A 26,196-nucleotide genomic window follows, 5' to 3' on the forward strand; every position below is an offset into this window, starting at 1 on the left:
TAGAAACTTAAGGAGTGAAAAGTTTATGATAAGTAAAAGAATAGAAAAAAACGAAAGACCAACATTTCCAAAGAAGGCTGTAGTAACAGCTGGAATGCCTTATGGAAATAAGAATCTTCATTTTGGCCATGTTGGAGGAATGTTCATTCATGCAGATATATTTGCAAGATTTTTAAGAGACAGAATAGGGAAAGAAAATGTTATTTTTGTATCTGGTACAGATTGTTATGGTTCACCTATTCTTGAAAGTTATAGAAAGCTAAAGGAAAATGGATACGAAAATACTATGGAGGACTATGTTAAGGCAAATCATTTGAGTCAAAAGAAAACCTTAGAAGATTACAATATCAGCTTAAATATTTTTGGAGCTTCAGCCATTGGAAGGACAGGAGAATTTCATAATGAAGTTTCAGAAGAAATATTTAATACTTTATTTAAAAATGGTTATATAAAAAAGATGTCAGCACTGCAATTTTATGATGAAGATAAGAAAATCTTTCTTAATGGAAGGCAAGTAATAGGAAAATGTCCAATAGCCGGATGTAACTCTGATAAAGCTTATGCAGAGGAATGTTCATTAGGGCATCAATATATGGCATCAGAATTAATTAATCCCATTAGCACTTTATCAGGAAATAAACCAATATTAAAAAGTGTAGATAATTGGTATTTTACATTAGATGAATCCATGGATATAATGAAGGAACTTAATGAGTTTTTAAAGAAGAATACTAATAGACGAAAGTATGAAATTAACACTATAGATGAATTTTTAAAGAAGCCATTAATATATGTTCCAAGAAAATATATAAAGGATGTAAATGAGCTAGAAGCTAAATTTCCAAGCCATGAAACTATAGATGAAGAGAAAAAATCTTCACTAGCGTTTATTTTCCAAACACTAGAGGATAGAGATAAAGCAAAAGAAATATTGGATAATTTAAATATTAACTATACTAGTGGTAAGACATTGGTTCCTTTTAGATTGTCAGGAAATATAGAGTGGGGAGTAAAAGTACCAGATAAAGAAGATTTAAAAAATTTAACATTCTGGGTGTGGCCAGAATCCTTATGGGCTCCAATTTCTTTTACAAAAGCATATTTGGAGTCAATAGATAAGAGTCCTGAAGAGTGGAGTAATTGGTGGGATGCTGATGATTCAATGGTATATCAATTTATAGGGGAAGATAATATATATTTTTATTCAATTGCTGAAATGGCCATGTTTATTGGCTTAAAGGTGGCTAAGGGTGAAAATGTAGATGTTACTAAGCTAAATTTGCCACACATTGTTTCTAATAAGCACATTTTATTTATGGATAAAAAAGCAAGCAGCAGTTCAGATATTAAGCCACCAATGGCAGATGAATTATTAAAGTTTTATACGAAGGATCAATTACGCATGCACTTTATGAGTCTTGGATTATCTTCAAAAAGCGTTGGCTTTAAGCCACAAGTTTACATGAAGGAAGAAGAAAAAGTAGGAGCGGATCCAGTATTAAAAGAAGGAAACCTTTTAACCAATGTATTTAATAGACTCATTCGCTCATGTTTTTATACTCTACAAAGTCTTAATGAAGATATTCCTAAAGAAGAGGTAAGCAAAAAAATTAAAGAATTAACAGAAAAAGCAGTATTAGAATATGAAAGACATATGTATAATCAAGATTTTCATAGAATAGCATATGTTCTCGACGATTATATAAGGGAAGTAAATAAACATTGGGCTAGTAATATTAAAAATGAGGAATTAAAAAGAAACGTAATAGCAGATTGTTTTTACGCTTGCAAAGTTATAGCAGTACTAATACACCCTATAGCACCAGAAGGATGTGAAATGTTTAAAGATTATCTAAATATAGATGATGAACTATGGAATTGGGATAAAGTATTTGAACCTATTACTTCTTATTTTGAAGATGCTGATAACCATAAGTTTAAATTTCTTGAACCCAAAGTAGATTTCTTTAAGAAAATGGAATATCAATATTAATGGAAAAATGATATGGTTTTTACAATTTATGTTGTAATTAATCTAATTCAGATATTGTTTTATTAGAGTGTGTTGGAACAATATCGGATTAGATTAATTATTTGTTAGGGTGGTTTCTAGTGAAATATTGTTGTACTGAGTCAAATAGAAAAGGCACATGTTATCATGAATTTCGAAAAGGAAAATTTACTGGCTCTTTTTGGAATGAAGATTCGCTTTTAATACATGATGATAATTTGTATAGTTTACATCTAGCAGATATATTTCGTAGTGTTGTTCCTTGTATGAAAAAAAGATTATAATGGGTTATATAGTCTTATAGATGACAATAGGATTGTATTCTTATAATGTCTATAATAGGAAGTTGATGTGAGTAGATAAAAGTACAAAGAATACTGATTAAGGTTTAGAATAATTAAGGGTGAACCGTACCACAAGTAACGGAGGTTTTTTTGAAGCATAATTATAATCATACTATATAAGCAAATATAAATATTTAAGAGTGTAGAGCTTCATACTAATTAAAGCCAATATGAAGCTCTATACTCTATAATAAATAGACTAAATCAATAAGAAAATAAATATTTTAAAATATTCCACAAAAAAATTGTAACTGCAATGCAAGCTGAACATTGATAAATTGTTTGATAGAATAAATCATTACGACCTTTTGCTTCTGACCAGTTAACAAATTTCCGTATTAATATAATCACGATAGGTAGAAGCAGTAATTGTAAAAGAAATCAACTGTAACAGAGATTATTTAAATCTTGAAAATGGAATGCTCAAAGGAAACTGTTAAAGTACTAAGAAAAGCAATAGAAAAATAATCAAATAAGAAGATTATGAATTGAGAAATTGAAGATGTGAGAGATATGTATAAGTGACACAGCAGGATAATATATAAAAATAAATGGATGAAATACCAGGAGAAAGAAAAGTACCTGGTATTGTTTGTAATTCTAATATTCCTTGCAAACAACATCTTTAAAGAGCTTATGATTATTAGGAGCATCATGTTCACTGCATGCTTGCTGAAGTTCGGGGATATCAGTAGTTCCAGCTTCTAAAGCAGTTTTGTAGTAATTACATTTATAATTTATTAACTCCAAAGATTTCTGAAGAATTTCAATTCGTTTTTCTGCTTCTGCCTTTCTTTCTAAGAACATTTTATATCGTTTTTCAATACTAGAATCGCCTTCCACGTACCCTTCAAAAAATGTCTTGATATCTTTAATCTGCATTCCTGTATTTTTCAAACATTCAATCATATTGAGCCAGCTTATATCGTTGTCATTGAATCTTCGGATACCACGTTCTGTTCTTTCTAATAAAGGAAGAAGTCCTTCTTTATCATAATAGCGCAGTGTTGGTACTGAAAGGTTCATGATTTTTGCCACTTCACCTATAGTATATTCCATTTGTAGGCTCCTTTCTAATTTTAGGTATTGACCTAAAGTTAACTTTAGGGTGTATTATATGAATAAGCTTAATCTAAATTTATTGAAAAGTCAAGAAATATGGATTAAGAAAATATGAAACATAGCATAACAAATAAAATTTAGAGCCGATTTAAGGAGGGAATAAAACGACCAGTTCAAATGATTAGTTATGGAAATTATAAAAAGTTTAACAGAGAGGAAAGAGTTGTTATGATGAAACATGTAACATTTAAAAATGCTAATATAGAAATGAAGGGGGATTTATACACTCCAGAAAACTTTGATGAAAGCAAGAAATATCCAGCAATTGTGGCTGTTCATCCAGGTGGAGCAGTAAAGGAACAAGTATCAGGTCTTTATTCGAAGAGAATGGCAGAAATGGGATACATTGCACTAGCGTTTGACGCATCACATCAGGGAGAAAGCGGTGGAGAACCTCGCTATCTTGAAAATCCTACAGAAAGAGTAGAAGATATTCGCAGTGCTATAGACTATCTTAGTACACTTTCTTATGTTGATATGGAAAAGGTAGGAGTACTTGGTATCTGTGCAGGTGGTGGATACTCCATTAATGCTGCTTTGACAGAAAAAAGAATTAAGGCAGTTGCTACAATAAGTGCATTTGATATTGGTGCTGGTTTTAGAGGAGATGGTATGCCAGGTGGCTTAGAAGCAACATTAGAAACATTAAATAAGGTTGCAGCTATGCGTAGCGCACAGACCAACGGAGAAGATTCTTTATATATCACATATGTTCCTAATACAGAAGAGGAAGCAAAAGCTAATCCAATGGTGCTTATGAAAGAAGCATATGATTATTATCGTACACCTCGTGCACAACACCCAAATTCAACAAATAAATTACTATTTACTAGTCTTGATAAGATTATAGCATTTTCAGCATTCGGATTTGTGCCAACATTATTAACACAGCCTATTTTAGCAATAGTAGGAAGTGAAGCTAATACAAAAGGATTTAGCGAAAATGCAATTGAATTGGCAAATAGTCCAAAAGAATTATTTGAAGTAAAAGGTGCGACACATATCGCAATGTATGATGTACCTGAGTATGTTAATCAAGCAGTTAATAAACTTGGAGAGTTTTTTGGGGAAAATCTATAATTAAGGACAGCTTTAAAAAGGAAGTACTTATAATATTTAATACATTGGCTATTATAAAGTTATCAGATGATAGAAAGTGTCAGTTCTGAAATATTTCTAAATTTAAAAGATTATGTGATTGGACAACAAGCCTTAATTACCGGTGAAACAGTGATTAAGGCTTTTTCTAGTGTAAAAAATATGGAAGATTACTATGCTGAGAAAAAATGCTTTAAGACACTAAAATATCGGAAATATCAGCAATACATTAGAAGGCAGTATTGTTTAAAATTAATGATTAGTTTGCATTTCTTTTATTATTTCTAAAAACTCAATCACATCCTTGGATGGATTTAAGGGATAGAACAAGCCATAAGGTATAGTGAAATCCAAATCGCTAGGGATGGTCACTAATGAGGGATGAATATCTGACCAGGCATCTAATGTTAAGAGGATAAGGTTATTTTGCCCGCAGCGATTGAATACATCAATATCATAAAGACGAGGAACACTTTTAATATGAATTTCAGGATGGTTCTTTATGAAAAATTCACTGATTTCATCAATGGATGCACTAGTTCCACCTTTTATTACAACCAACTTTTCTCCATACAAATCTGTTACAGAAAGTTTTTTCTTAGAAGCCAGCCGATGTTTGCGAGATACAGCAAAGCAAAAATGGTAAGTTCCTAGCTTAAGTTTATGGGAATAATCATTCCAATTTTCTGTGAGGAATGGTCCTACTATGAAATCAAAATGTTTGCCAATGTTACGATAAGTGTTTGGTAATGTATATGCATCATCCTCAAAAGGGACAATTTTTATCTCGAACTGGGGATGTTTATTACTGATTTCATTCCAAAGATCCAGTAAAACCTTACAGGGATTAAGTATAGAGGTCCCAACCCGAATAATATGCTTATCTACATGCGTTGTATTACGTGTACGCAGTAGTGCTTCTTGAAAATACTGCAAAATAAATTCTGCATCCTTATTGAAGGATTTTCCTGCATCGGTCAGTTCAACACCATGGTTGGTGCGAATGAAAAGAGGTACACCCACTTCCTTCTCAAGGGAATTAATCTGTTTCATCACAGCCGTTGGGGAAACAAACAGTTTTTCAGCAGCCTTGGAAAAGCTACCAGACTCTGCTACCTGAATAAAAGCATTCAATTGTTCATTCATTTAAAGAATCTCCTTTTTGCATAAACTTTTAGTTAATGCCATGCTAACCTATTTGAACTTCCAAATCAAGCGATTATACATTAATATTAGAACTATACTAAAGAAACACAAGTTAAAAAAAGGAGATGCTTACTATGAAAACAGCATTAGTTACTGGTTCCAACAAAGGAATAGGTTTTGAAATTTCTAAAAAATTGTTAAAAGAAGGATATCACGTTTTAGTTGGTGCTCGAGATGAAAGCCGTGGCAAGAATGCAATAACAAAACTCGCTAAGTATGGTCCTGTTGATTTAATAAAAATAGATTATTCAGATAGTGAAAGTATAAAAGAGGCAGTACAGCGAGTTTCAAATGAATATAAAAAGCTTAATTTATTGGTTAATAATGCAGGCATACCTGGACCACTTATTAAACGCCCTAGCTGGGAATTTACAAAAGAAGAGCTTTTAGAAACTTATACAGTAGATTTTCTTGGTCCATTTGAGCTGTCGAAAGGATTATTACCCATTCTTATAGAGAACCATGGCAAAATAGTCAATGTTTCAATTCCAATTGAACCAATGCCATTTCCTAATATGAACCCTTTTGCATATCTAACTGGAAAAGCACCACTTAATATAATGACAAAGTCTTGGGGAATTAGCATTGATGAGATTGCTCTTCCGGTACAGATATTTGCAGTGATGCCCGGTGCCGTTTCAACTGATTTGAATAATCATACAACAGGAAAGGGTGTAAAAATGCCTGAAGAAGCTGCAGAATGGATTGCAGGTTTAGCTTTGGATGAAAAAAATCACAATGGTCAAGTTATCAATTTTGAAGGTAAGCTAGCTGACTATAAAAATTTAGTATAGTTTATTTTGTCAATAAAAAAGACACTGGCAAATGGACTTGTTATTTGATTGTGCCTAAATATAATAAGAGAGTAAGGAAAATGGAGTATCACTTATTAATGGATACGGTGAATCATAATTCCTTCTCTTATTTTCTCTTCATTAATATTTGTATAGTTCAAGCGTAAGGTATTTTTATGACCGCCATTTGGGAAAAATGCTTCGCCTGAAATAAAAGCTATACCATTTTTTTAATGCACATTTTAATAATTCAAAGTGGTACTCCGTCTAGACATCAGATAAATAAATGAATTAGAAGTTTAAAATCGGGAACTGATAATGCACAATATATTAGGAGAGATGCCATAACAATATTGAATAACTTTCTATGATGGCTAAGAATTTTTTGAAATAATGCACCAAAAAGAGTCCAGCAGGACATTGATATAAATCCTACGAATGCAAGGAATATAGCAAATAAGTATAATATTATGCTCGATTTATAATAGGGGATTATAAAAATTGAAGTTGCCGTTATACCATAAAGTATTGTTTTGGGATTCATGAATTGCATAAGAATTCCAGATTTAAATGTGTAGATGCTGTAATCATTAATTGCATTTGGGTTAGAATTACTTTTGAGTATCTTGATAGCTAAATATATTATGTATGCTGAACTAAATACCTCCATAGACAACTTTATGTTAGGAAGAAGTTTAAATAAAAATAAGTTAAGATAACCACACAATAACATGATCACAGCCATACCAGTTGTAGCACCTAGAACAAATTTGAATGTTTTTTTATATCCAAAGTTAGTACCATTTGTCATAGACATAATATTATTTGGACCAGGTGTAAAAGTTGAAACAAGAACATAAGATAAAAGTGCAGATAAATTGAACATAGCTGACCTCCTTAATGATTTAATTTGAAAAGATAGTAGTAATATGATATCATGCTACTAACAATTAGTGAAATCAATAGTTTAAATTGTAACAATCAAAATAAATGATTGATTTGGAGGCATATACAAATGGAATTTCGTCAATTAAATGCATTTATTACCGTAGCTAAGCTGAGTAATTTTACAAAAGCAGCATTTGAACTAGGATATTCACAATCTGCTATCACTGCTCAGATACAACAGTTGGAAAAAGAATTAGGTGTTAATTTGTTTGAAAGATTAGGGAAAAATATATCTTTGACTTCAGAAGGAGAACAGTTTCTTGTTTATGCTAAACAAATAATTAAGCTTTGTGATGAAGCAAAAAGTAATTTAAGTACATCAGATGTAGTAAAGGGAACTTTGACAATAGGGGCTAATGAATCACTTTGCGCTGTTAGGCTTCCTCCTCTATTAAAAGAATTTCATGACCGCTATCCGGAAATTGAAATCCTTTTAAAAATGGAAGGTAATAATAAATGTAAAACATTGATAAGAGAAAATCAGATTGATGTTGCCTTTATTATTGGTCAGAAAATAAATGATTCTGATTTAATCACAGAATTGGAATTTCCTGAACCTTTAGTTTTATTAGCAATTCCAGGACATCCACTTGCTTTCAAGAAACATGTTTATCCTGAAGATATTGCTGACTATAACATAATTGTTGCAGAAAAAGGCTGCGGATACCGAAATCTTTTTGAACGAAGTCTCAATGATGCTGGGGTAACTCCGAAATCAATAATGGAAATGGGAAGTATCCAATCAATCAAACAATTGACAATGAGCGGGCTTGGAATAACCCTGCTTCCCAAGATTGCTGCTCAGGAGGAGTTGAAACGAAAGCAATTAAGAGAACTTCAGTGGTGGCAAGATTCCTTTTATTTGACTACGCAAATGGTATATCATAGAGATAAGTGGGGTTCAAGGGCATTAAGAGCTTTTATAAATTTGAGTAAAGAAATGATGAATAGTTAATATAATATTTTGAATTCAAATAACAAAGGTATGTATTTTGTGTTCTTAGTGTTTTCTTATTTAATTAAACATTAACATTTTTATATGACGTAACAGTTAAAAATGGAATGATAAGAAGCATCTAAATAAGAATTCTTTATTTTTCAACGAAAGAACTTTTTATATAGATGATAAAGGAAAAAGAGTTATCACTTGCTATTGATACGGTGAACCATGTCATAAGTGAGTGATAAATTTATTAAGGCCAAATAATGAAAATGAATTAGAATAAAGGAACTTACCATATAAGAAAGTAATATGGTAAGTTTTATTTAATTTATAGACAATATAGAGACAAACAGAATAGAAAATTCATTGCAAAGAGCCTATAAAAAATGAAAAGAACACTATTTGATATAATGTTCTTTTCATCTTTTTAAAGTACCCATACCTGTAGAAACAAACCCAATAATCTCAGAAATTAGAACTTCTTGAGGGAGTGGTCTATTCTGAACTTCCCATTTGTAAGTTACATTATAAATGGAAGTGCTCATCATTGTTGCAACTAATTGGGCTCGTATTTGTTCATTTTCAGCTAATTCATGGTCTTTTATTAGCATCTCATAGATTATGGAATATAGCTCACAAGATATTTTATCTCCTATTAAAGGTAAAATAGAGGCAAAACCGCACTTGCAGATGCTTTTTACCATTTCAAAGTACTCACAAACGCAAAGAATGAGGCTACGTATAGTATTCTCATTTAGGCGCATCTCGCCTAGTAGTTTATGGGAAAAGATCTCAGAGAATTTCTCTACTATGACGGTGTCCAGTAGTGCATATTTATCTGTAAAATGTGCATAGAAGGTTGCACGGTTTATGGTGGCTGCGGTAGTAATATCCTTAACTGTAATGGAGTCAAAGCCTTTTTTAGTAACTAGTGAAATAAAAGCGTTGATAATAAGATCATGGGTTCTTTTTACTCTAGGATTATTTATATTTACTGACATATCATTACCTCATTTAAAAGAATTTTAGTTAAACTCATATTGCAGATTTAGTTTTATGTAAGCAACACTTTATCAATTTTGTTGGTTGAAAAATGTATAAGCTAATTTTATAATCATTATAAGCAACACGAGTTGGCTTTGCAATATGTGTAGCTATAATAATTGTTTGAAATAAATATTTATTTCTAGGGGGTTAAATATGTCAACTATAAATCCAAACTGTAAATGCATAAATAAAAGCTGTAAAAATCACGGGAATTGTAAAGCATGTCGAGAGTTTCATAAATCACAATCATATCTTAATGAAACATATTGTCAGGCTGGTGCAGTTAAATTCATAACTAAAGGATTAATATCTAAGTTAAAGTTACATTCTTAGCACGCAACCTAGCAATTCAAATGCGGACTTACTATAAAATAAAAAGGGTGGGAGTGCTGAAATATGAATTTAGATAATCCGATTTTCAAGAAGCCAATTACAGAAGTTATTAAAGCAAGAACATCTATGAGGTCATATAATGGGGTGCCTTTGGACAAAACAATAGGCGATAGCATAATGGATGTCATAAATCAGGTTAAAGCACCTTTTTGCACAAATATACGAGTTAAGATGATAAACTCTAAAGATTCAGATTTAAAGCTTGGAACCTATGGTATTATAAAAGGAACTTCTACCTTTATAGTCTCATCAATTTCAAAATCAGATAATGCATTAGTTGATTTAGGATATTTATTGGAAAGAGCAGTGCTGTATGCAACTGATTTAAATTTGGGTACATGTTGGCTAGGCGGTACCTTTAATAAAGGTCAATTTGCAGAGGTTATGGAGCTTAAAGATAATGAAATCCTTCCAATAGTTATACCTGTAGGGTATCCTAGTGAAGCAAGAAGAGGTATGGATACTTTCGTTAGGTTTATGGCAGGTTCTAAAAATAGAAAAGCCTGGTCTAAACTATTCTTTGATGTAGATTTCAATACACCTTTAAAGGAGCTGGAAAGCTTAGAGTATTTTATTCCCCTTCAAATGGTAAGGCTTGCGCCTTCAGCAGCAAACAAGCAACCTTGGAGAATAATTAAAAGTTCTAATTCATACGATTTCTATTTAGAACGAAGTAAAGACTCAAAAAGTGATAGTTATAATGATATGCACAAGATAGATATTGGCATAGCTATGTGTCATTTTGAGTTAACTTCAGCAGAATTAGGGTTAGAGGGACATAGGGAGAAACTTAAGCTTTCATCTCAAGATAATAAAAAATATATTATTTCTTGGGTTAGAAAATAGGGAAGCGAATTTGCTATAAATGAAATATATGTTGAATATGTAAGAGATATTGATTACTATAGCAAGTTATTTTCACATTTTTCTTCATGAACTTTTTTTCTTTCTTCGTTAATAATTTGCGCCGCGTTAGGAGATGTATACTTCACTATTTTGGTATGAATAAGGTCTAAATTTTCATTGAGATCATTTTAAAGGAGTTTTCTTTTTGACACAGAAACTAATTCCGCTTATTGCTGACAAAGGTGGGATTGTGAACACTTCAACAGGATTAACTCGTTTTACATCTCCAGGTTCCAGACTTTATGCTGCTGCGAAAGGTTCAGTAGAAGTCTTCACTAGATATTTAGCAAAAGAATTAGGAACTAGAGGTATAAGAGCGAATACGATAGCGCCTGGAGCTAGTAAAGGTGCCCCTTATTTTAGAAATCGCTTCATTGATTTAGTTACTTATAAATTAGAGGATGAAGTAAATGTTACAGAAGGAGTAAATTCAGGATTAAGGAAAGATGCTGGCAAGCAATTTCTTGGGCAAGCTATAGTAGGATTGATAGAATGGTGGTTTATAAATGGAATGCCTTTTTCTCCTGATGTCTTGGTGGAACATTTAGGAGAAGTGATAGAGAGAAATTTGTAATCATTAATTTAGACTGATTCAAATCCATTTAATTATAGATAGGAAATATTAAAGGAGGTTTAGAATAATTAATAGTGAACCATATCACAAATAAAGGATAATGAGTAAGTTTGGGTAAAATTAGGGATAAGAAATAAATTTAATCCTAGTAAAGCTTATTGTTGCATTACTAGGATATTTTAATACGTTCAATATTATAAAAATAGGTGCCAAAATTTTGACTCTTACGTTTAAATTGAAAAATTGTAATTGCTAGACTAAAGTATATTAAGGTTAAAAAAATATAATTAGTGAGGTGAAATCAAATGTATATTATACTGATTGCAGGAATGCCAGCAGTTGGTAAGACAACATTTGCTAACAAGGCATAGAGGTCACAGAATATCCTGAATCAATAAATCACAATGCTATTCCTGATCAAATAAAATGGGTTTCAGTGCAAATCACAAGCACTGAAACCCATTTTAATTTGAAGCTTAACGTATATATTAAAATATCATTACTAATATTTTAGGTAACAGCATGGAAACACCTACTGCATAAAGTAAATCAAGCCACATTACAGAACCAACCGCGCCAATATAAATAAGACCAATGACAGGCGCTACTAATATTTTTATTAAAAATGATACTTCTTTATTCTTTAAAATAGCATTTACAATACATTTTGCATCACCTGTACTTGGGAAGGCATGCATTAAAATAGAAAATCCAATCCAACAAATTAATAGATTAATTAAGTTTGAATATTGTCCAAATTCTACTATTTCAATTGATACTGGTAATGTAATTAGAGCTCCTATGATAGTATTTATTAAAAATGGACCTACTGAAATAAAAAATACTTTTAATGGATTATCACTAGGTTCGTGCAAAACATATCCACAAGGATTTGATAATTGGAAATATTTAACTTCATAGACTGGCACTCTCATTAGTCTGCAAAATATCTGATGTGCTAGTTCATGAACAATTACTCCAGGAAAGGTTACAATAGAAATTAAAAAACCAGGTATTATCATTAATTTTGCCCTCCATTACTTAGGTAATAATCATTTATATTTATTTTTCCATTAAAATAATCTAATGTAGTATTATCAAATTTGTTTCCTGTAGAAAGATATTCATCTTTGATTTTATTAACTTCTTCAGTTTGTCCATCTTCATTAAGTGCTATCATTAATGTTTCCATAGCATAAAGATCTTTCTGATTAATGTCATAGGCCTGCCTTGCATAACGCACAGCAGCTTTTTTATCTCCATTTAACACTTCAACTGCTACTAAACCACAAAGTGCATCGATGTTGTCTTTCTCTTTATTTAGTATTTCATTATATTTTTTTCTTGAACCATCAAAGTCCTTTTCCTCAAGCAAAATATAAGCAAGTTCAATATGAGATCTTAACATATTATTATCTTCCTTAATAGAGGCTTGAATAAATTCTTTTGCTTCTTTAATATTAGGAGCTGAAATACTTAAATAATAGTTCAATAAAGCTTTATCTTGTTTGTTATCATTTAATAAAGATTTTAATTTAGTATTAACATATACCATAGACTGACTCTTAGTCATATTCTTATCTAAATTCTTAATTAATTTATCATAAAAATCATAAGTAGTATAGTATTGATCTATTCGTTTGGAATATGTGGTTATTTCGTTATATATAGATTTATCAACTTTTTTATTGGCTAGATATTTATCTATTATGTAATCTGCATATTCGTATTTACCATTGTTCATAGAAATCTTTACTGCGAGAACTGGTATTGATTTATCCTCAGTATATTGTTTCGTAAGATCTTCTAGTGAGTGTAATGCATCATTTACATAACCTTGTTTTGCTTTTTGTTCTGCTGTTGCATATGATTTATATGCTTTAAATATTTTAGGAAACTGAACAAAAGAGCTTCCAACTAGGAATATAAGTACTATACCGATTAGTATGAATAGTTTAGGAATAGGATATTTAATTTGTTTTTCTCTACAATTAGTACATAATGTAGAATACCTACTTTCAGATTTGTCTATATATGCATTGCCACAAAGCTTGCATATCTCTTGTTCATAATCTTGATTGTACCCCTCAAATGATTGTTTGTTTTCCTCCATGTTTTTCCCCCTAAATTTTATGAATATTTTAGAATTCAACATCTATGTCAACGCTTTAAGATATTGAATTCTAAAATATATTGTACAGTGTTATGGATATTAGTGTCAAATTTAGAGGAAAAAGTATAGAATTGTTTTACTGATAAAATGTACTTTCTAACGAATTAGAAATACTTATAGCTTATAATGATAATATTCCATTGGGTGTTGCTCAATGTGGATTAAGAAAAGGCTATGTTGAGGAGACAAACAGTACTCATGTGGGATATTTAGAGGCGATTTATGTAATTGAGGAATTCCGTAACAATAGTATAGCCAGTATGCTATGTAAATCGTGTGAAAAGTGGGCAATGGAGATAGGATGTAAAGAATTTGCTAGTGATTGTGAATTGACTAATAGAGAAAGCTTAGAATTTCACTTGTCTGTAAGTTTCGCTGAGCTAATAGAATTATTTGTTTAACAAAAAAATAATAAAATAAATTTTTAATCTATTGGTACACATTTACCGCATATGGCACCATAGCCGTAATAGAAAAGTGGGTCAATAGTGGGATGAAGGAAAGTCCAAGTAAAATTGCTGCTTTTATTAATAAAGCGACAGAAGCAGTATCGAAAGATTTTTATTGATACTTCCTTTCATTATGATAACCGATAAATTGTACAATAACGAAAGAACAAAAGGGCGTTTGCTTGGATCTATAAACACAGTGAAGATAAGCATGGAACTATTGTTAAAAGGTAATTTATTACTCATTGAAATACCGTATTATTCGTATGAATTTGCGGTATTTTTTTGTACAAGTAATGCGTAGCTCTAATATAATATCGAGTGTTCAGAATTTAATTATTAAACGACTAAAAAATAAAAGAGTATAATATAGTAATAAATTAATTTATGAATGGAGGAATATTAATGGCGAATATGACTATTGAGGAATTACAAGAACAAGTTAACTTATATAAAGAGAAAATAGAGTCAGTAATTAAAGAAAATGCTAGGCTTTGTAGGGAAATAGAAGAAATAAAAGCTGATAAAAGCGCTGTTAGTGCCAAGGAATATTATATTCTATTAAGCAATTTGAAATCATTAAAATTAGAACTTGAAGAGTATAAGAATTTATATTTTCGTGAGAAACAGAGAGTTAGAGTCCATCAAATAAAGAATTCAATAAATGTTGGAAGAAAACCTGTATCAGATGAATTAAGAAATAAAGCACTAAATTTAAAAGAGCAAGGATTGAATATACGGAGCATTGCTAAAGAATTAAATATCGCGCTTGGTACTGTACATAAAATAATTAATGAACAAAAATAATGGTTAAGATTACATATAATAATTGTCTGCATTAAATGGAGCGGGGGAATTTAAATAGCGAATTGTAAAAAATATTAAAGCCCTTGAATGTTAAACGATTGGGTATTTTAATATTTTTTAAAAGCACTGTAATAAGTGCTTGTTTTTTTGTACTGAAGTAGTTTTTGCTGTTCTTCGTGTTACCAATGGAATAAATTTACCATGATGAAAATAATGCAGAAGATATTCTTTTTATACATATTTATCCAATAAATTTCCGTTTATTCCAATATTTTGACGTTTTATTCCATTTCTATTTACATTGTTATAAGAATGTGCATATTATAAGTTATAGAAACAAAATATGTAAATTAATTTGATGAGGCTGAAAGCTGTAAAAAGGTAAAATAGTAATTAATATAGAAAGTCAATTTAAATTTTCTGTTCTATTATTATCTATATTAATCTTCCAAGTAATACGACTATATAATATAGGGTTCATAAAGAAATTTATAGAATTTTAATCATTGTTATTATGTTTGTTTTATTATACATAATAATCATGAAATCATTATTAAAAATAAAGGAATGAGCGAAAATGTCTCTAACTGAAAAAATAGCAACTAAAATCGGTAATAATTCAAAATTATTTTTGAATATTAATGAAGAACAAGAACAGATAATCGTATATGGAGCAATAAATTTGTTTCAAATGTTATTTTCTATCTTATGGGTCATAATTGCTGGGTTGCTTTTCAGAGTGTTTTATGAGGCTTTAATATTTTCTATTACAGCCAGTATTCTTCGAAAATATTCAGGAGGTGTACATGCATCCTCGCCGAGCCGATGTGTTATAATAGGAACATTTTCAGCAGTATTAGCTGGAATTTTAATTAATAATATATTTTACACCATAAATAGTATTACTGTAGCAGTAATAAGCGGTGCTATTATAATATTTGCATTTACAACAGTTTTAAAAAATGCGCCTGTAGATAGTATTAAGAAGCCTATTACAAATATTGAAACCAGAAAACAATTTAAAAGGAAATCTATTTTTGTTATATTTATTTTTTTATTCATAATAATAATTTTATTCATATTCAACGAAAAATTTTCAGAATTGTATTACATAAAGTTAATAGAAAGTATTAGTGTGGGAGTCTTATGGCAGACTATTACTCTTACTAAAAATGGAATAAACTTTTTAAACAAAGTTGACTTTTTCTTAAAATACATAATTGAGAGAATGGGAACATCCATGACACCAAATGCAAAGTAACTTTAAAAATAGGATAAATAAAACAATCATTTTATAGTAGAAATATGATTGTCAAAATATATATAAATAAGACTGTGGAAGCTGACAATGCAAAAAAGGAGAAAATATAAAAATAATTTAAAATAGTGATTAATATAGAAAATACTTTAACTTTTAAATATATAAAGTATTAAAGGAAAGTGAGGATTCCAATGTTTAAACTTACCTGCGTAGATTTCTTTTTTAGAACAATACCAGAATCATTTATTTTAATGTGGGGCATACACATATTTTCTGGAAAAACTATTGACATGTTTAGATACATACTTTCAAGTTTAATATTAGCTATATCATGTTTTATTATAAGAGATTTACCTATATACTATGGAGTGAATACAGATATTTGTATAATTCTAACCATAATTATTGTTGTGTTTATTAAGGATATACCGTTAATAAAAAATGTGCTAGGAACTTTTTTATTATATTTTATGCTTTCTTTAAGTGAAACTATTAATATGTTATTACTAAGTGGCCTAAATATAAATACAGACATTTCTGTTTTACAACCACTAACAAGATGCATATATGGAATTCCAAGCTTAATTACATTTATAATATCAGTTATAATTTTGAAATTTATAATAAAAAATAAGAAAGTTATTTCAAATTATTTTTAATATAAATTTAAATACATAATGTAAAGGAGATGAAAATTAATGAAGAATATTTTAAAAATTTTATCACTTAAATTTACATCAAATATTTGTACAAGAATGGCTCTTAGTGTTTCAGCATCAGCATGTCATTGGTCAGCATATCAACCAGAAGAACCAAAATGTTTAAGAGATATTAAAAATCATTAAAATCAATATTAAGAGAAAAAATTGTCATAAATTCAATAGACAATTTTTCCTTTTAATAATTATCTATTGAAAGGAATAGCCATATGGGGAATTATTCAAATAGACATAATAACAAATTAAAAGAAATGGTGTGTTTTATTAAAGTCGCAATTATAGTATTTAGTAGTATAATAATACATATGAATTTACCAAAGTATTGGTCAAGTTTATACATACACGAAAATACTAGATTTAACATATATATAGTAAGTTTTTCTTCGCTCCTTATTGGAATAAATTTCATTATTTGTTTAGTAATTACTTGTACAGTCTTAAAAAAAGGAATTTTATTCAAAAATTCATGGTTAAGAGATAATATTATTTTTGCATTTATTATATCTATACCTCTATATTTATCCAAAGCATATCAAAGTGAATGCAAATACTTGTTTTTACTATTAATAATATATTCAATTATTCAATATGGTTCCAAACGTGGGATAGTAACATCACTTTTTTCTTCTGTTATTATTCTTGCGGCAGATTTATTGTATGCTCCCTTAGAAAATGGAGTTAATGTATATTTTCAAAAAGATTTAATAATGTGTGGCGTATTTATATTTGTTGCGTGGATTCTTGGATATTACGTTGATATTGAAGCTGAAAATAATAAAAAAAAAGATGAAACTCTTAATATATTAAGTAATGAGAAAAAAGAGATGGAATCACTATTATTAAATAATAAAATTTGTTATGACATGTTATTTGAAAATTCATTAAACTCAATTATTGTACATAGAAATGGAGAAGTTATATATGCTAATGCAAGTGCAACTAAATTATTGGGATTAAAGGGAGAGAACTTTTATAATCATTATTTTTCGGAAGTTAACCAAGACATTGAGAAAAAGTACGCAAATATTAGCGATAATAAGTTAGTAAAGATTACAAGTGAGGAGAGCATATTAAATTGTGATGGTGAATTCATTCCGGTGATTAATACATCATCTTTTTTTACGTATAAAGGGAAACCATCAGTTTTGACATTTTTACGAGATATAACATCTGAAAAGAAAGTTGAATCTCTACAAGAAGATATAGAAAAAAATTTAAAGTTACTTAATGAGTCGAGGGAATTTAACAATCTTATAATGAACTTTTTTACTAATATGTCTCATGAGCTTAAAACACCTGTTAATGTAATTTATTCAGCAGTTCAAACTGTAAATATTTATTTTGGCAATTATAGTTTAGAAAACATAGAAAAATGTAAATCATACTTTAGAACAATGAAACAGAATTGTTTAAGATTGATTAGAATAATAAATAATTTTTTAGATGTAACTAAGTTAAATTCTGACTCTGGATTTATTAAAATAAAAAAAAGAAATGGTAATATTGTAAATATTATTGAAGAGATTACCCAATCTGTAGCATCTTATGTCAATGATAAAGATATAACACTTATATTTGATACAAACGTTGAGGAAAAGATTATGGGATTTGATCATGATATGATGGAACGTATAATGCTTAATTTAATATCCAATGCTCTTAAATATAGTCATTCAAATGGAAGTATATATGTGGATTTTATAGATAAAGAAACAACTGTTATCATTAAAGTAAAAGATGAAGGTGATGGTATTCCAGAAGATAAGCTTAATTTTATATTTGAGCGTTTCGGCCAAGTGGACAACACTCTTTCAAGAAAATGCGAGGGGACTGGAGTAGGATTATATCTTGTAAAATCTTTTGTTGAAATGCATGGTGGGAAAATAAGTGTTGTAAGTGTTGAAGGACAAGGCAGTGAGTTTATAATAGAATTACCAGTAGAATTGGTTAAAAATGAAGAAGAGAAAGATAAAATTCTCTTTAAAACTAATATAGAAAAAATACAAATAGAATTTTCGGATATATACTCGCTACAAAGTTAAAAAAATATATATTACTTTAAATTGGGTATATGAGCTGTGGAGATAAAGATAAATTTTAATTTGTAGAGGTGATTTTATGGAAGAGTTGATATTAAGGAAAGTAGCAATAGAATATGGTGATGATATATTTTCGTATAAGAATGAATTTATTTATAACAATGAATCAATGGATGGAACAGGTTTTTTAAGAAATTCTAATTCACCACAAGAATATATTAAAAAGTCGTTATTAAATGAAACATCAGAAGTAGATGGAAGAAAAGTTACATCAACACAATTTCTAGCAATTAGGAAAAGTGATAATCGTATTGTAGGAATGATACAAATAAGACATTTTCTAAATGAGTATCTTTTACAATATGGTGGTCATATAGGGTATTCTGTAAGAAAGTCTGAAAGAAACAAGGGATATGCAAAAGAAGAATTAAGACAAGCATTGATTTATTGTAAGGATATATTACATATTAATAGAGTTTTATTAACTTGTGATAACGATAATTTTGCTTCTCAGAAAACTATTTTATCAAAAGGAGGAAAAAAAGAAAATGAAGTATTAATTAAAGGAGAAAATCGTGTTATTGAACGATATTGGATAGATCTGTAAATTGTAATTTATCGTACAGTTTACAAAAGAACTGTTTCAACAGGCAAAAAGAAAATACATTGACTTGTTTTGATGAGGTAATTGTAGCATTTAACTATCATGGAATAATTAAACGAAGGGTAAACATTAAAATGTGTGAATAAAAGATCAATGAATATATTGAAAGATACAATTGTAGATGTACCTATAAATAAAGAATTAGAGGTTGATTTAATACAATGCTTTATTGAGAATGATGAATGTGTATTAATTTGCAGCCATGATTATATAGATGAAGAAATAGAATATATAGAGATGCTTAAGGAAAAGCATGGTGAATTAATTGAAATAAGCAATAACTTGAATTTGGAAACAAGATATAGAAAGAAACCATGTGCTTATGAAAACATAGATGATTATAGTTCATTACTAAAGAAAAATGTGGTAAGAAGGCGCAAATGGTATAAAGCACTATCAAAGAGTGAAATAGAAGCTATAGTATATTCTGTAGAGAATACAATTAATTATAAATTAAGAATAGTGTCAAATGATCGAAGGCCAGATGAGTATAAATATGAATTAGAAATGTGCGAACATTATTATATAGATGAGGATGAAGGTCAGGAAGTTAGAAGTTTATGTTTTAAAACTAGTAAGGGATATAACGCTTCAAATGGAGTTATAACTAATATAAAAAATACTATATTAAAATATAATTTAGAATAGGGAATGTTAGTAGAAAAAGGTTTTTATTAATATAAGCGGTGATAAAATTCAGATTTATGATTGGAATGGAGTATACTACGAATTAGATATGGACGGCAAAATAATCTATGATACATTATAATTTTGTTCCACTTTAAATTTTTCCTTGGAACTCACGTTAAATATCCTTTTGTTTCAAAAAGAAGGCTATAATAAATCTTATGTATATATGGATAAATTATGATGGCTTTGAGCCACATAATTAGTAAAAATCAAATGCAGTGGTTCTATTAATATAGTTAAGAATAACTATAATGAAAAGTGTAGTCTAGATAAAATTAAGGAGCTATAATTATGAAGAACTATATTATAAAGGAAAGTAATGAATATGAAGTAGAATTAATTATAGATAAGTTAGTGGATTATAATTTATCTATAGTTCCACAAGTCCAAGAACAATCTTTCATAATGATAAATAGAGTTGTCAAAAATTATGAAGACAAAATTATTGCAGGAATAAATAGTAAAATGTATTGCTGGAATTGTTTATATATAGATTCCTTGTGGGTTGATGCTGAATTTAGAGGAGAGGGAATTGGAATGAGACTTCTAGACGAAGTTGAGAAAATAGCAATAAAAAAGGGATGCACGTTAATTCATTTAGATACATTTGATTTTCAAGCAAAAGATTTTTATATAAAACAAGGATATGAGGTCTTTGGAATATTAGATAATTGTCCAGAAGGTCATAAAAGGTATTATATGAAAAAGAATATATAATTATAGTAGAAAAGAGAGTATCCTTTTAGGTGATAAAAGGATACTAAAAGTAAAATGCCTCGATAATAAGGAGGGAAAGTCATAAAGTCTAATTTATCAGACTTTAAAAAACTAGCATAATATATAATTAAGTAATGAATAATTCTTAGCTTATATAAATTGTAGTTGAAATACTTTTTAAAGGTGATTAAGATGGAAATTTATTCTGAAGTTAAGATAATAGATATGGAGTGGCTTTCTGAAGAAGCTAATGAAGCAATTGTATCGTTCCAGATCAATAATAAGGTATATAAAGCATTTGGATGTCCTGTAAATTTTGAAGTGGGTAATTTTTATAAAGTGGAATTTGACTTTATAGAAGGAGTAGATGTTCAGTGGGATGTGATGTTTAGTGAGAATAAGGACAAGATTAAGGACTTAATTATTAAGCTAAATGGTATATGGTCATATTCCGCTTATGGACAAATACTAACAGTTAATCCTATTATGGTTGACTGTGGTATTGGAAAGTTCGACTTAGGATATATTTCAAGAGATGAACGGCTGGTTGGAGAATATATTTTTTTCAATATCTCAAGGTTAAACATATGTGAATGGTAAACATAATATTCGTTAAATTAGTCTTGATAATATAAATTGTGCTCAGTAAGTTTTTTAGGGAGATATAATATATGAATAATATATTATATGATAAGCTCATCAACAAAAGTGTTATCAAATTATAAATTAATTTAGATAAATTATAGGTGTGAAATGAAAAATAAAAGCATAGAAATTATATATGATATGTAATAATTGTGGCACGAATAATCCAGATGAGGCGCATAGTTGTGGCAACTGTGGTCAAAATTTTGAAGTACAACATATGCCAAAAATATATAACCATAAACGCCGCAAATTTTTTAAATCATTAGTTATAATATTGGGAACAATTTTTGGAGGAATATTCTTTTTGATTTCTTTTACTGCTTTGCCTTGGATTTTCCTTGCTTTGGGTATTACCTTATCACCAAATCCTCCTACGCCTAAGATAACACATGGGGAATTTCCATTTCATTTGGTCTATGAAGCAGACGGCAAGCAATATACAATTGACGATACAATTATTTGCGATTATGGCGGGAAAGGTGCAGATGAGGGACGCGGGAAATATATTAAATGGGAAGAACGCCTATCAAGCGGAAATAAGATTACAAGATTCTTATTTAATGAAGATTATCAATATGGAATAAAATTATTTGATGGAGTAATTCAGAGTCAAGGTAGTACGACAATTATTTGTGATATAGGTAATCCTGAGTATTATTTAGGATACAAAAAGTATAAAGATTATAGCCCTGGGCGTGTAAATATATCAAGCTCGATTGCAAACGGTATAATCAGTGAAGATGAATTATGGAATAAATACAAGATTAAAATAATTGAAGAGAAGTTTTCAGAGCCAAAGGTTGGAAATAGTATTTCAGCAGAAACTGCTTATAAAGACGTTGCTGAGTTGGCGGCGAAAGGCGTTACGGTGACTCCACAAGAATATTCATATTCTCCTGGAACAAAGCAAATTGTCTTTACATGGAAAAATGATACAGATAAACAATTAACGAGTGAACAAAGCTTCTATATTCAAAAGAAAGTTGATGATAAATGGCAAGATGTATACCGAGAGAAGGCAGTTAGTTTTTCGCGCGAAGAAATAATCATAACTCCTAATACTGAAATGCTACATACGTATGATATTAGTAAATATACGAATAATATTCCAGCTGGTAATTATAGAGTAGTTTCCCCAGTGCTTGTTCCAGTGAAGGAAAAAACTTTTGAAGCTCATGTTTTGTGTGGAGAATTTACAATAAATTAGTAGCAGCATTCTTAAAATGTATAGCAATTTTAAATTTATAGCTACTGAAACATGTTAATTATAGAGAATAATAGAAATGATGCGTATTATAAAGAGGTGTAGTAGGTATGAATAAACAGGATGTTGAATCGAATTTTTATAATGTATTAAGAGGGAATATAACTATTCTAGAATTTGAAAAGTGGGTTTATAATATTGACGAAGAATTATTAAATAAGTATTTTGGAAATGATTTTTATTTTGAATTAATAAGTTTAAACTATAAAGATAAACATGTGATGAATGAATTAGAAAAGTTATTATTTAGCAAAGTACCATTTGGAAGATTTGAAGAAGTTAAAATTAGAGAATTACTCGAAGATGTTATTGATGATAAGGGCATTTTAGTAGAGATAATTGAAGAATTATATGACTTATATTGTGATGGGTATAGATTTTTAAGGGATATAGGATTGGCTTATGTTGATTATGGGATGCCAAGAGAACATGAAACATATAATTTTACTGAACAAAGCTAAAGAGTGAAGCTAAAAGAATACTTTCGTTTCTTAATACAAGAAAAATTATAATTACAGGTGAGTATGAATATGAGGACTTAAGAGAAGAATCAGATAAGATTGAGTTATACAGTCTTGAAAATATGTATTTATCTCCTAAAAAGAGTTTCATTAATAAAATTATAGGGGAAGTTAAAGGGAGCAAATAAGAAGATAATAAATTTTTTATAACTAATTTTAGTGAATGAATATCAATTAATTAATGGTAAAATAAATATTATAAATAAAGTTTAAAGGCAATAAACATTCAAAATTAATGAAGTGCCCCCAAACATTAGATATATGATACACTCATATTTAATATTTGGAGGGCACTTCACAATGTTTATTGCCTTTTTCTTAAGCTACGTTATGAGAATCATCATTAGAACTATCTGTATCAATAGCTACTCCAAGTTTAGCTGATATTATAGTATTTAACCTATTAATTGATGATGATAAGTTATCAATTTGTCTTTCTAAGCGTATTAGCAAATATGCTGCTACAGCTATAGCAAAGCCATTATTAACAACAAGATTAATTAAATCAGTTACCTGCATATATATCCACCTCCTTTTAATGGATATATGAATGTACATAAACAATTTTAAAATAGTTAATGAAATTTATTATAAATAATAGATATAAAATAAATTATTGAGGTTCACGCAGCCGATGGATACAACAAATAGTGAGAAGAAATGAGCATTATAGATAACTCAACTATAATCTATACTTATGCGTATGCATCACCGAAATCATAAATATTTTGTTCCGAAAAGCTATGAAAATATCGCTGAAGGTTCTAAGCAGAAGGTTATATCCACTTTAGCATGCTCCAACTTTCCTAGGGAAGCTCGACTCATTACATTCGCTGAGGAAATTCGAGAACCCAAAATAAAATTTTGGACTCTCACTTCACAAGCTAAAATGGAACAACCTACAGCTAAGAACCTTTAACAGCTCATTTTCAAATGTTTTCTACACAAATATATTTATAATTTCTAGTAAAGATATGAACTCAAGTTTTAACAAATTTGTAAATGCATATTATATAATAGGTAAATATTATTAAAAGGAATACTTAGAGCAATAAGAGCTTTTGGTATTCTTTTTTTATTTTTATGAATGTACTAAGCTACTAAGCAATAGGGCACAAGAATTTTCATAAGGCTTTGTAAAATTTAGAGAGAGATTTAAAACAAGCTCAAAACATTTAGTCAATATTCTTATATGGTAAAGAATATATATTCTCCACCATATTTATTCTTCAGAATACTAGAATATATATTCTAATATTCTGAAGAATATGCTTGAATAATGCGGGTTTGAAGGCTGTTGGCTTAAAAAAGTTCGATTTTTATGTGGTTTAAGATAGGAAAATACGTCTTAAATATTAGTGGAGAAAAATTTTAATCGCGGAATAAAATTATAGAGTGTGTTTGTTAAATGATTAGGGATGAAATAAGAATTGAATTAAAAAAGAGAGAAGACTTTTGTAAAAAATAGATGGATCTGTAATATTTATTATAGCCTTTGGATTGATAGCAATGGTTATTTTTTCAATAAACGTAGGTTACGTATTGTGATTACATTACATTTGATGGGGGAGGGCTTGGGATAATGAAAACAGTTTTGAAATTTGATTAACATGTATATTATTAAAACAGTAAATTATAATTGAGGAAAATATAGTCAAAATAATAAAAAATTGTAGTATAATAATAGGACCATAGCACGATTAAATCATAAACTTAACTATTATAGAGAATTAACTTTGCAAATAATAGGTTTTGAAGTAGATCAACTTAAAGAAGGAAATATTGCAACTGAAAATAAACTTAGAGTGTTTAAGTATTGTTTAGATTCATTAATTAGTGAATCTAAATATTTAATTAAAGAAATTGAAATGTTAGAAAAAACAGTAATACATAACAGACAAGAGCTAATAAAAGAAATCAATGAAAATAAAAAAATATTAAATAGAAGTATTAAAATATTTGTTATAGGTATTATAGTTTCTTTAATATTTTTGATGATTGCATAATTATTATAATCTATATAGTACTTAGAAAATTTATTTAATTATTAATTGTATGAGGCTATATATGTTTGATGGATTTAAAAGAGAGAATAAAATTAAACGTACAGATTCACAAAAGCAACAACTTAAATTTATAAATGAGATTAAATATTGATTATTATAAGTAAGCTTCCCATTAATTCATATAATGAGATATGTTGTAAGATTATAATTAGGCTAATACTACGAAGCTGAGATTCGGTATAGTAAATAAAAATGTTCTTTGAGCATTGATTTGAAAACATATTGTGAGGATTAATTAAAAGATAAATTATAATTTGTCGGAGGATATGATGTGAAAGATATCAAAAGATTAGCTAATCAATTTAGAGAAGCTATAGAAGTGGCTAAGGAGGAGAGAGAGTTTTATAAGGACATTGTTTTTCGCAATTTCCCGATTGGGTGTTGTGGTGATACTTGTGATTTGTTAGCTCAGTTTTTGTTAGATAAAGATATTGAAATATATTGTGTCCTTGGTACATACAGAGATAGCTCATTTGAAGATATGCAATCTTTAATGTGGTTTAGGGGGGCAAGAGCAAGCTATCGATTAGTGCCAAAAGTTATAAGAAACGCAGAAGTCATATCAGATCAATTTGGAAGATATGTAGATACAACAATAATAAGAGCTAACAATAGTGGTGATAAGTACTTATTTCCGAATTTTATGAATATGTTGGATGTATTCAAGCAGGTAGTATCAAATAAGGAAATTAGTAATGCTGTCACAGATTTTGATTGGCTTTTTATAGCGCAACATTATGGATTACCTACGCCATTATTAGATTGGACAACCGATTTCATTTCTATATAAAT

29 protein-coding genes and 1 pseudogene are annotated in these 26,196 nt (G+C 29.1%); 23 read left to right on the forward strand and 7 right to left on the reverse strand.

Annotated elements, in window-relative coordinates; translation table 11 throughout:
- Positions 1–25: 25 nt before the first annotated feature.
- On the forward strand, positions 26–1,993 hold the full coding sequence (locus tag T483_RS0122360) for a class I tRNA ligase family protein (RefSeq protein WP_026888828.1): 1,968 nt from the start codon (positions 26–28) through the stop codon (positions 1,991–1,993).
- Positions 1,994–2,112: 119 nt separating this feature from the next.
- Entirely contained in the window at positions 2,113–2,295 is a 183-nt protein-coding gene (locus T483_RS29695; protein ID WP_035790501.1) for a hypothetical protein, read from the forward strand.
- Between the two features lie 660 nt (positions 2,296–2,955).
- Here T483_RS29695 and T483_RS0122370 read toward each other — a convergent pair.
- Complete coding sequence (locus tag T483_RS0122370; RefSeq protein ID WP_012059364.1) at positions 2,956–3,414, reverse strand: MerR family transcriptional regulator; 459 nt, start codon at positions 3,412–3,414, stop codon at positions 2,956–2,958.
- A gap of 180 nt (positions 3,415–3,594) precedes the next feature.
- Here T483_RS0122370 and T483_RS0122375 point away from each other — a divergent pair, with 180 nt between their 5' ends.
- Positions 3,595–4,557 (forward strand): alpha/beta hydrolase, encoded by a 963-nt coding sequence (locus T483_RS0122375; RefSeq protein WP_080697124.1) that lies wholly within the window; start codon positions 3,595–3,597, stop codon positions 4,555–4,557.
- 270 nt (positions 4,558–4,827) lie between these two features.
- Here the strand turns inward: T483_RS0122375 and T483_RS0122380 are convergent, their stop codons facing one another.
- Positions 4,828–5,721 (reverse strand): LysR family transcriptional regulator, encoded by an 894-nt coding sequence (locus tag T483_RS0122380; RefSeq protein ID WP_026888830.1) that lies wholly within the window; start codon positions 5,719–5,721, stop codon positions 4,828–4,830.
- A 125-nt stretch (positions 5,722–5,846) separates the two neighbouring features.
- On the opposite strand from T483_RS0122380, the gene T483_RS0122385 reads away from it, so the two are divergent.
- Positions 5,847–6,575, forward strand: a complete 729-nt coding sequence (locus tag T483_RS0122385; protein ID WP_242841910.1) for an SDR family NAD(P)-dependent oxidoreductase — start codon at positions 5,847–5,849, stop codon at positions 6,573–6,575.
- 274 nt (positions 6,576–6,849) lie between these two features.
- Here the strand turns inward: T483_RS0122385 and T483_RS0122390 are convergent, their stop codons facing one another.
- On the reverse strand, positions 6,850–7,461 hold the full coding sequence (locus T483_RS0122390; RefSeq protein WP_026888832.1) for a LysE family transporter: 612 nt from the start codon (positions 7,459–7,461) through the stop codon (positions 6,850–6,852).
- Positions 7,462–7,590: 129 nt separating this feature from the next.
- On the opposite strand from T483_RS0122390, the gene T483_RS0122395 reads away from it, so the two are divergent.
- The gene (locus T483_RS0122395; protein WP_026888833.1) at positions 7,591–8,478 is read left to right on the forward strand and encodes a LysR family transcriptional regulator; all 888 of its coding nucleotides are present in this window, start codon (positions 7,591–7,593) and stop codon (positions 8,476–8,478) included.
- Positions 8,479–8,885: 407 nt separating this feature from the next.
- Here the strand turns inward: T483_RS0122395 and T483_RS29700 are convergent, their stop codons facing one another.
- Positions 8,886–9,467, reverse strand: a complete 582-nt coding sequence (locus tag T483_RS29700; protein ID WP_051560517.1) for a TetR/AcrR family transcriptional regulator — start codon at positions 9,465–9,467, stop codon at positions 8,886–8,888.
- Positions 9,468–9,666: 199 nt separating this feature from the next.
- On the opposite strand from T483_RS29700, the gene T483_RS0122405 reads away from it, so the two are divergent.
- The 3 genes and pseudogenes from T483_RS0122405 to T483_RS31910 form a co-directional block, all read left to right on the forward strand.
- Positions 9,667–9,846, forward strand: coding sequence for a hypothetical protein (locus T483_RS0122405; protein WP_023973766.1), 180 nt, complete (start codon positions 9,667–9,669; stop codon positions 9,844–9,846).
- Between the two features lie 63 nt (positions 9,847–9,909).
- On the forward strand, positions 9,910–10,752 hold the full coding sequence (locus T483_RS0122410; RefSeq protein ID WP_026888834.1) for a nitroreductase family protein: 843 nt from the start codon (positions 9,910–9,912) through the stop codon (positions 10,750–10,752).
- A 184-nt stretch (positions 10,753–10,936) separates the two neighbouring features.
- A pseudogene (locus T483_RS31910) lies at positions 10,937–11,386 on the forward strand (SDR family oxidoreductase); the annotation flags it as partial.
- Positions 11,387–11,874: 488 nt separating this feature from the next.
- On the opposite strand, the gene T483_RS0122420 reads toward T483_RS31910, so the two are convergent.
- Both T483_RS0122420 and T483_RS0122425 read right to left on the reverse strand, forming a co-directional pair.
- Positions 11,875–12,408, reverse strand: a complete 534-nt coding sequence (locus T483_RS0122420) for a metalloprotease family protein (RefSeq protein WP_026888835.1) — start codon at positions 12,406–12,408, stop codon at positions 11,875–11,877.
- Positions 12,408–13,499 carry a tetratricopeptide repeat protein gene (locus T483_RS0122425; protein WP_026888836.1) on the reverse strand — a complete coding sequence of 364 codons (1,092 nt, stop codon included), beginning with the start codon at positions 13,497–13,499 and terminating at the stop codon, positions 12,408–12,410. Before T483_RS0122425 ends, T483_RS0122420 begins: the two co-directional genes overlap by 1 nt.
- Before the next feature lie 176 nt (positions 13,500–13,675).
- Between T483_RS0122425 and T483_RS31255 the strand changes: the two genes are divergently transcribed.
- The 13 genes from T483_RS31255 to T483_RS0122485 all read left to right on the forward strand — a co-directional run bounded on the left by T483_RS31255 (position 13,676) and on the right by T483_RS0122485 (position 23,278).
- Positions 13,676–13,960 (forward strand): GNAT family N-acetyltransferase, encoded by a 285-nt coding sequence (locus tag T483_RS31255; protein ID WP_347460386.1) that lies wholly within the window; start codon positions 13,676–13,678, stop codon positions 13,958–13,960.
- Between the two features lie 26 nt (positions 13,961–13,986).
- Positions 13,987–14,127 (forward strand): TetR-like C-terminal domain-containing protein, encoded by a 141-nt coding sequence (locus T483_RS31260; protein WP_278247482.1) that lies wholly within the window; start codon positions 13,987–13,989, stop codon positions 14,125–14,127.
- A gap of 286 nt (positions 14,128–14,413) precedes the next feature.
- Positions 14,414–14,815 (forward strand): resolvase, encoded by a 402-nt coding sequence (locus tag T483_RS0122435; protein ID WP_026888837.1) that lies wholly within the window; start codon positions 14,414–14,416, stop codon positions 14,813–14,815.
- A gap of 577 nt (positions 14,816–15,392) precedes the next feature.
- On the forward strand, positions 15,393–16,076 hold the full coding sequence (locus tag T483_RS0122440; protein WP_026888838.1) for an accessory gene regulator ArgB-like protein: 684 nt from the start codon (positions 15,393–15,395) through the stop codon (positions 16,074–16,076).
- A gap of 191 nt (positions 16,077–16,267) precedes the next feature.
- Entirely contained in the window at positions 16,268–16,735 is a 468-nt protein-coding gene (locus tag T483_RS0122445) for a hypothetical protein (RefSeq protein ID WP_026888839.1), read from the forward strand.
- A 39-nt stretch (positions 16,736–16,774) separates the two neighbouring features.
- Positions 16,775–16,921 carry a cyclic lactone autoinducer peptide gene (locus T483_RS30680; protein WP_080697128.1) on the forward strand — a complete coding sequence of 49 codons (147 nt, stop codon included), beginning with the start codon at positions 16,775–16,777 and terminating at the stop codon, positions 16,919–16,921.
- A gap of 83 nt (positions 16,922–17,004) precedes the next feature.
- Positions 17,005–18,837 carry a PAS domain-containing sensor histidine kinase gene (locus tag T483_RS0122455; RefSeq protein WP_026888840.1) on the forward strand — a complete coding sequence of 611 codons (1,833 nt, stop codon included), beginning with the start codon at positions 17,005–17,007 and terminating at the stop codon, positions 18,835–18,837.
- Between the two features lie 76 nt (positions 18,838–18,913).
- On the forward strand, positions 18,914–19,441 hold the full coding sequence (locus T483_RS0122460; protein WP_026888841.1) for a GNAT family N-acetyltransferase: 528 nt from the start codon (positions 18,914–18,916) through the stop codon (positions 19,439–19,441).
- A gap of 135 nt (positions 19,442–19,576) precedes the next feature.
- The gene (locus tag T483_RS29715; protein WP_035790503.1) at positions 19,577–20,146 is read left to right on the forward strand and encodes a hypothetical protein; all 570 of its coding nucleotides are present in this window, start codon (positions 19,577–19,579) and stop codon (positions 20,144–20,146) included.
- Positions 20,147–20,479: 333 nt separating this feature from the next.
- On the forward strand, positions 20,480–20,905 hold the full coding sequence (locus T483_RS0122470) for a GNAT family N-acetyltransferase (protein WP_026888842.1): 426 nt from the start codon (positions 20,480–20,482) through the stop codon (positions 20,903–20,905).
- A gap of 192 nt (positions 20,906–21,097) precedes the next feature.
- Positions 21,098–21,505 (forward strand): hypothetical protein, encoded by a 408-nt coding sequence (locus T483_RS30290; RefSeq protein WP_051560522.1) that lies wholly within the window; start codon positions 21,098–21,100, stop codon positions 21,503–21,505.
- Positions 21,506–21,686: 181 nt separating this feature from the next.
- Positions 21,687–22,760, forward strand: a complete 1,074-nt coding sequence (locus T483_RS30295) for a zinc ribbon domain-containing protein (protein ID WP_051560524.1) — start codon at positions 21,687–21,689, stop codon at positions 22,758–22,760.
- Between the two features lie 107 nt (positions 22,761–22,867).
- A complete protein-coding gene (locus tag T483_RS0122485; protein WP_026888843.1) occupies positions 22,868–23,278 on the forward strand; it encodes a hypothetical protein in 411 nt (136 codons plus the stop codon).
- Positions 23,279–23,656: 378 nt separating this feature from the next.
- Here the strand turns inward: T483_RS0122485 and T483_RS0122490 are convergent, their stop codons facing one another.
- Positions 23,657–23,857, reverse strand: coding sequence for a YvrJ family protein (locus T483_RS0122490; protein WP_026888844.1), 201 nt, complete (start codon positions 23,855–23,857; stop codon positions 23,657–23,659).
- A 1,217-nt stretch (positions 23,858–25,074) separates the two neighbouring features.
- Between T483_RS0122490 and T483_RS0122495 the strand changes: the two genes are divergently transcribed.
- Both T483_RS0122495 and T483_RS31265 read left to right on the forward strand, forming a co-directional pair.
- Positions 25,075–25,344, forward strand: a complete 270-nt coding sequence (locus tag T483_RS0122495) for a hypothetical protein (RefSeq protein WP_026888845.1) — start codon at positions 25,075–25,077, stop codon at positions 25,342–25,344.
- A 331-nt stretch (positions 25,345–25,675) separates the two neighbouring features.
- Positions 25,676–26,194, forward strand: a complete 519-nt coding sequence (locus tag T483_RS31265; protein WP_051560527.1) for an FRG domain-containing protein — start codon at positions 25,676–25,678, stop codon at positions 26,192–26,194.
- The last annotated feature ends 2 nt before the right edge of the window (positions 26,195–26,196 follow it).

The sequence above is a fragment of the Clostridium beijerinckii HUN142 genome, assembly GCF_000621745.1.
GTDB lineage: Bacteria > Bacillota > Clostridia > Clostridiales > Clostridiaceae > Clostridium > Clostridium beijerinckii_A.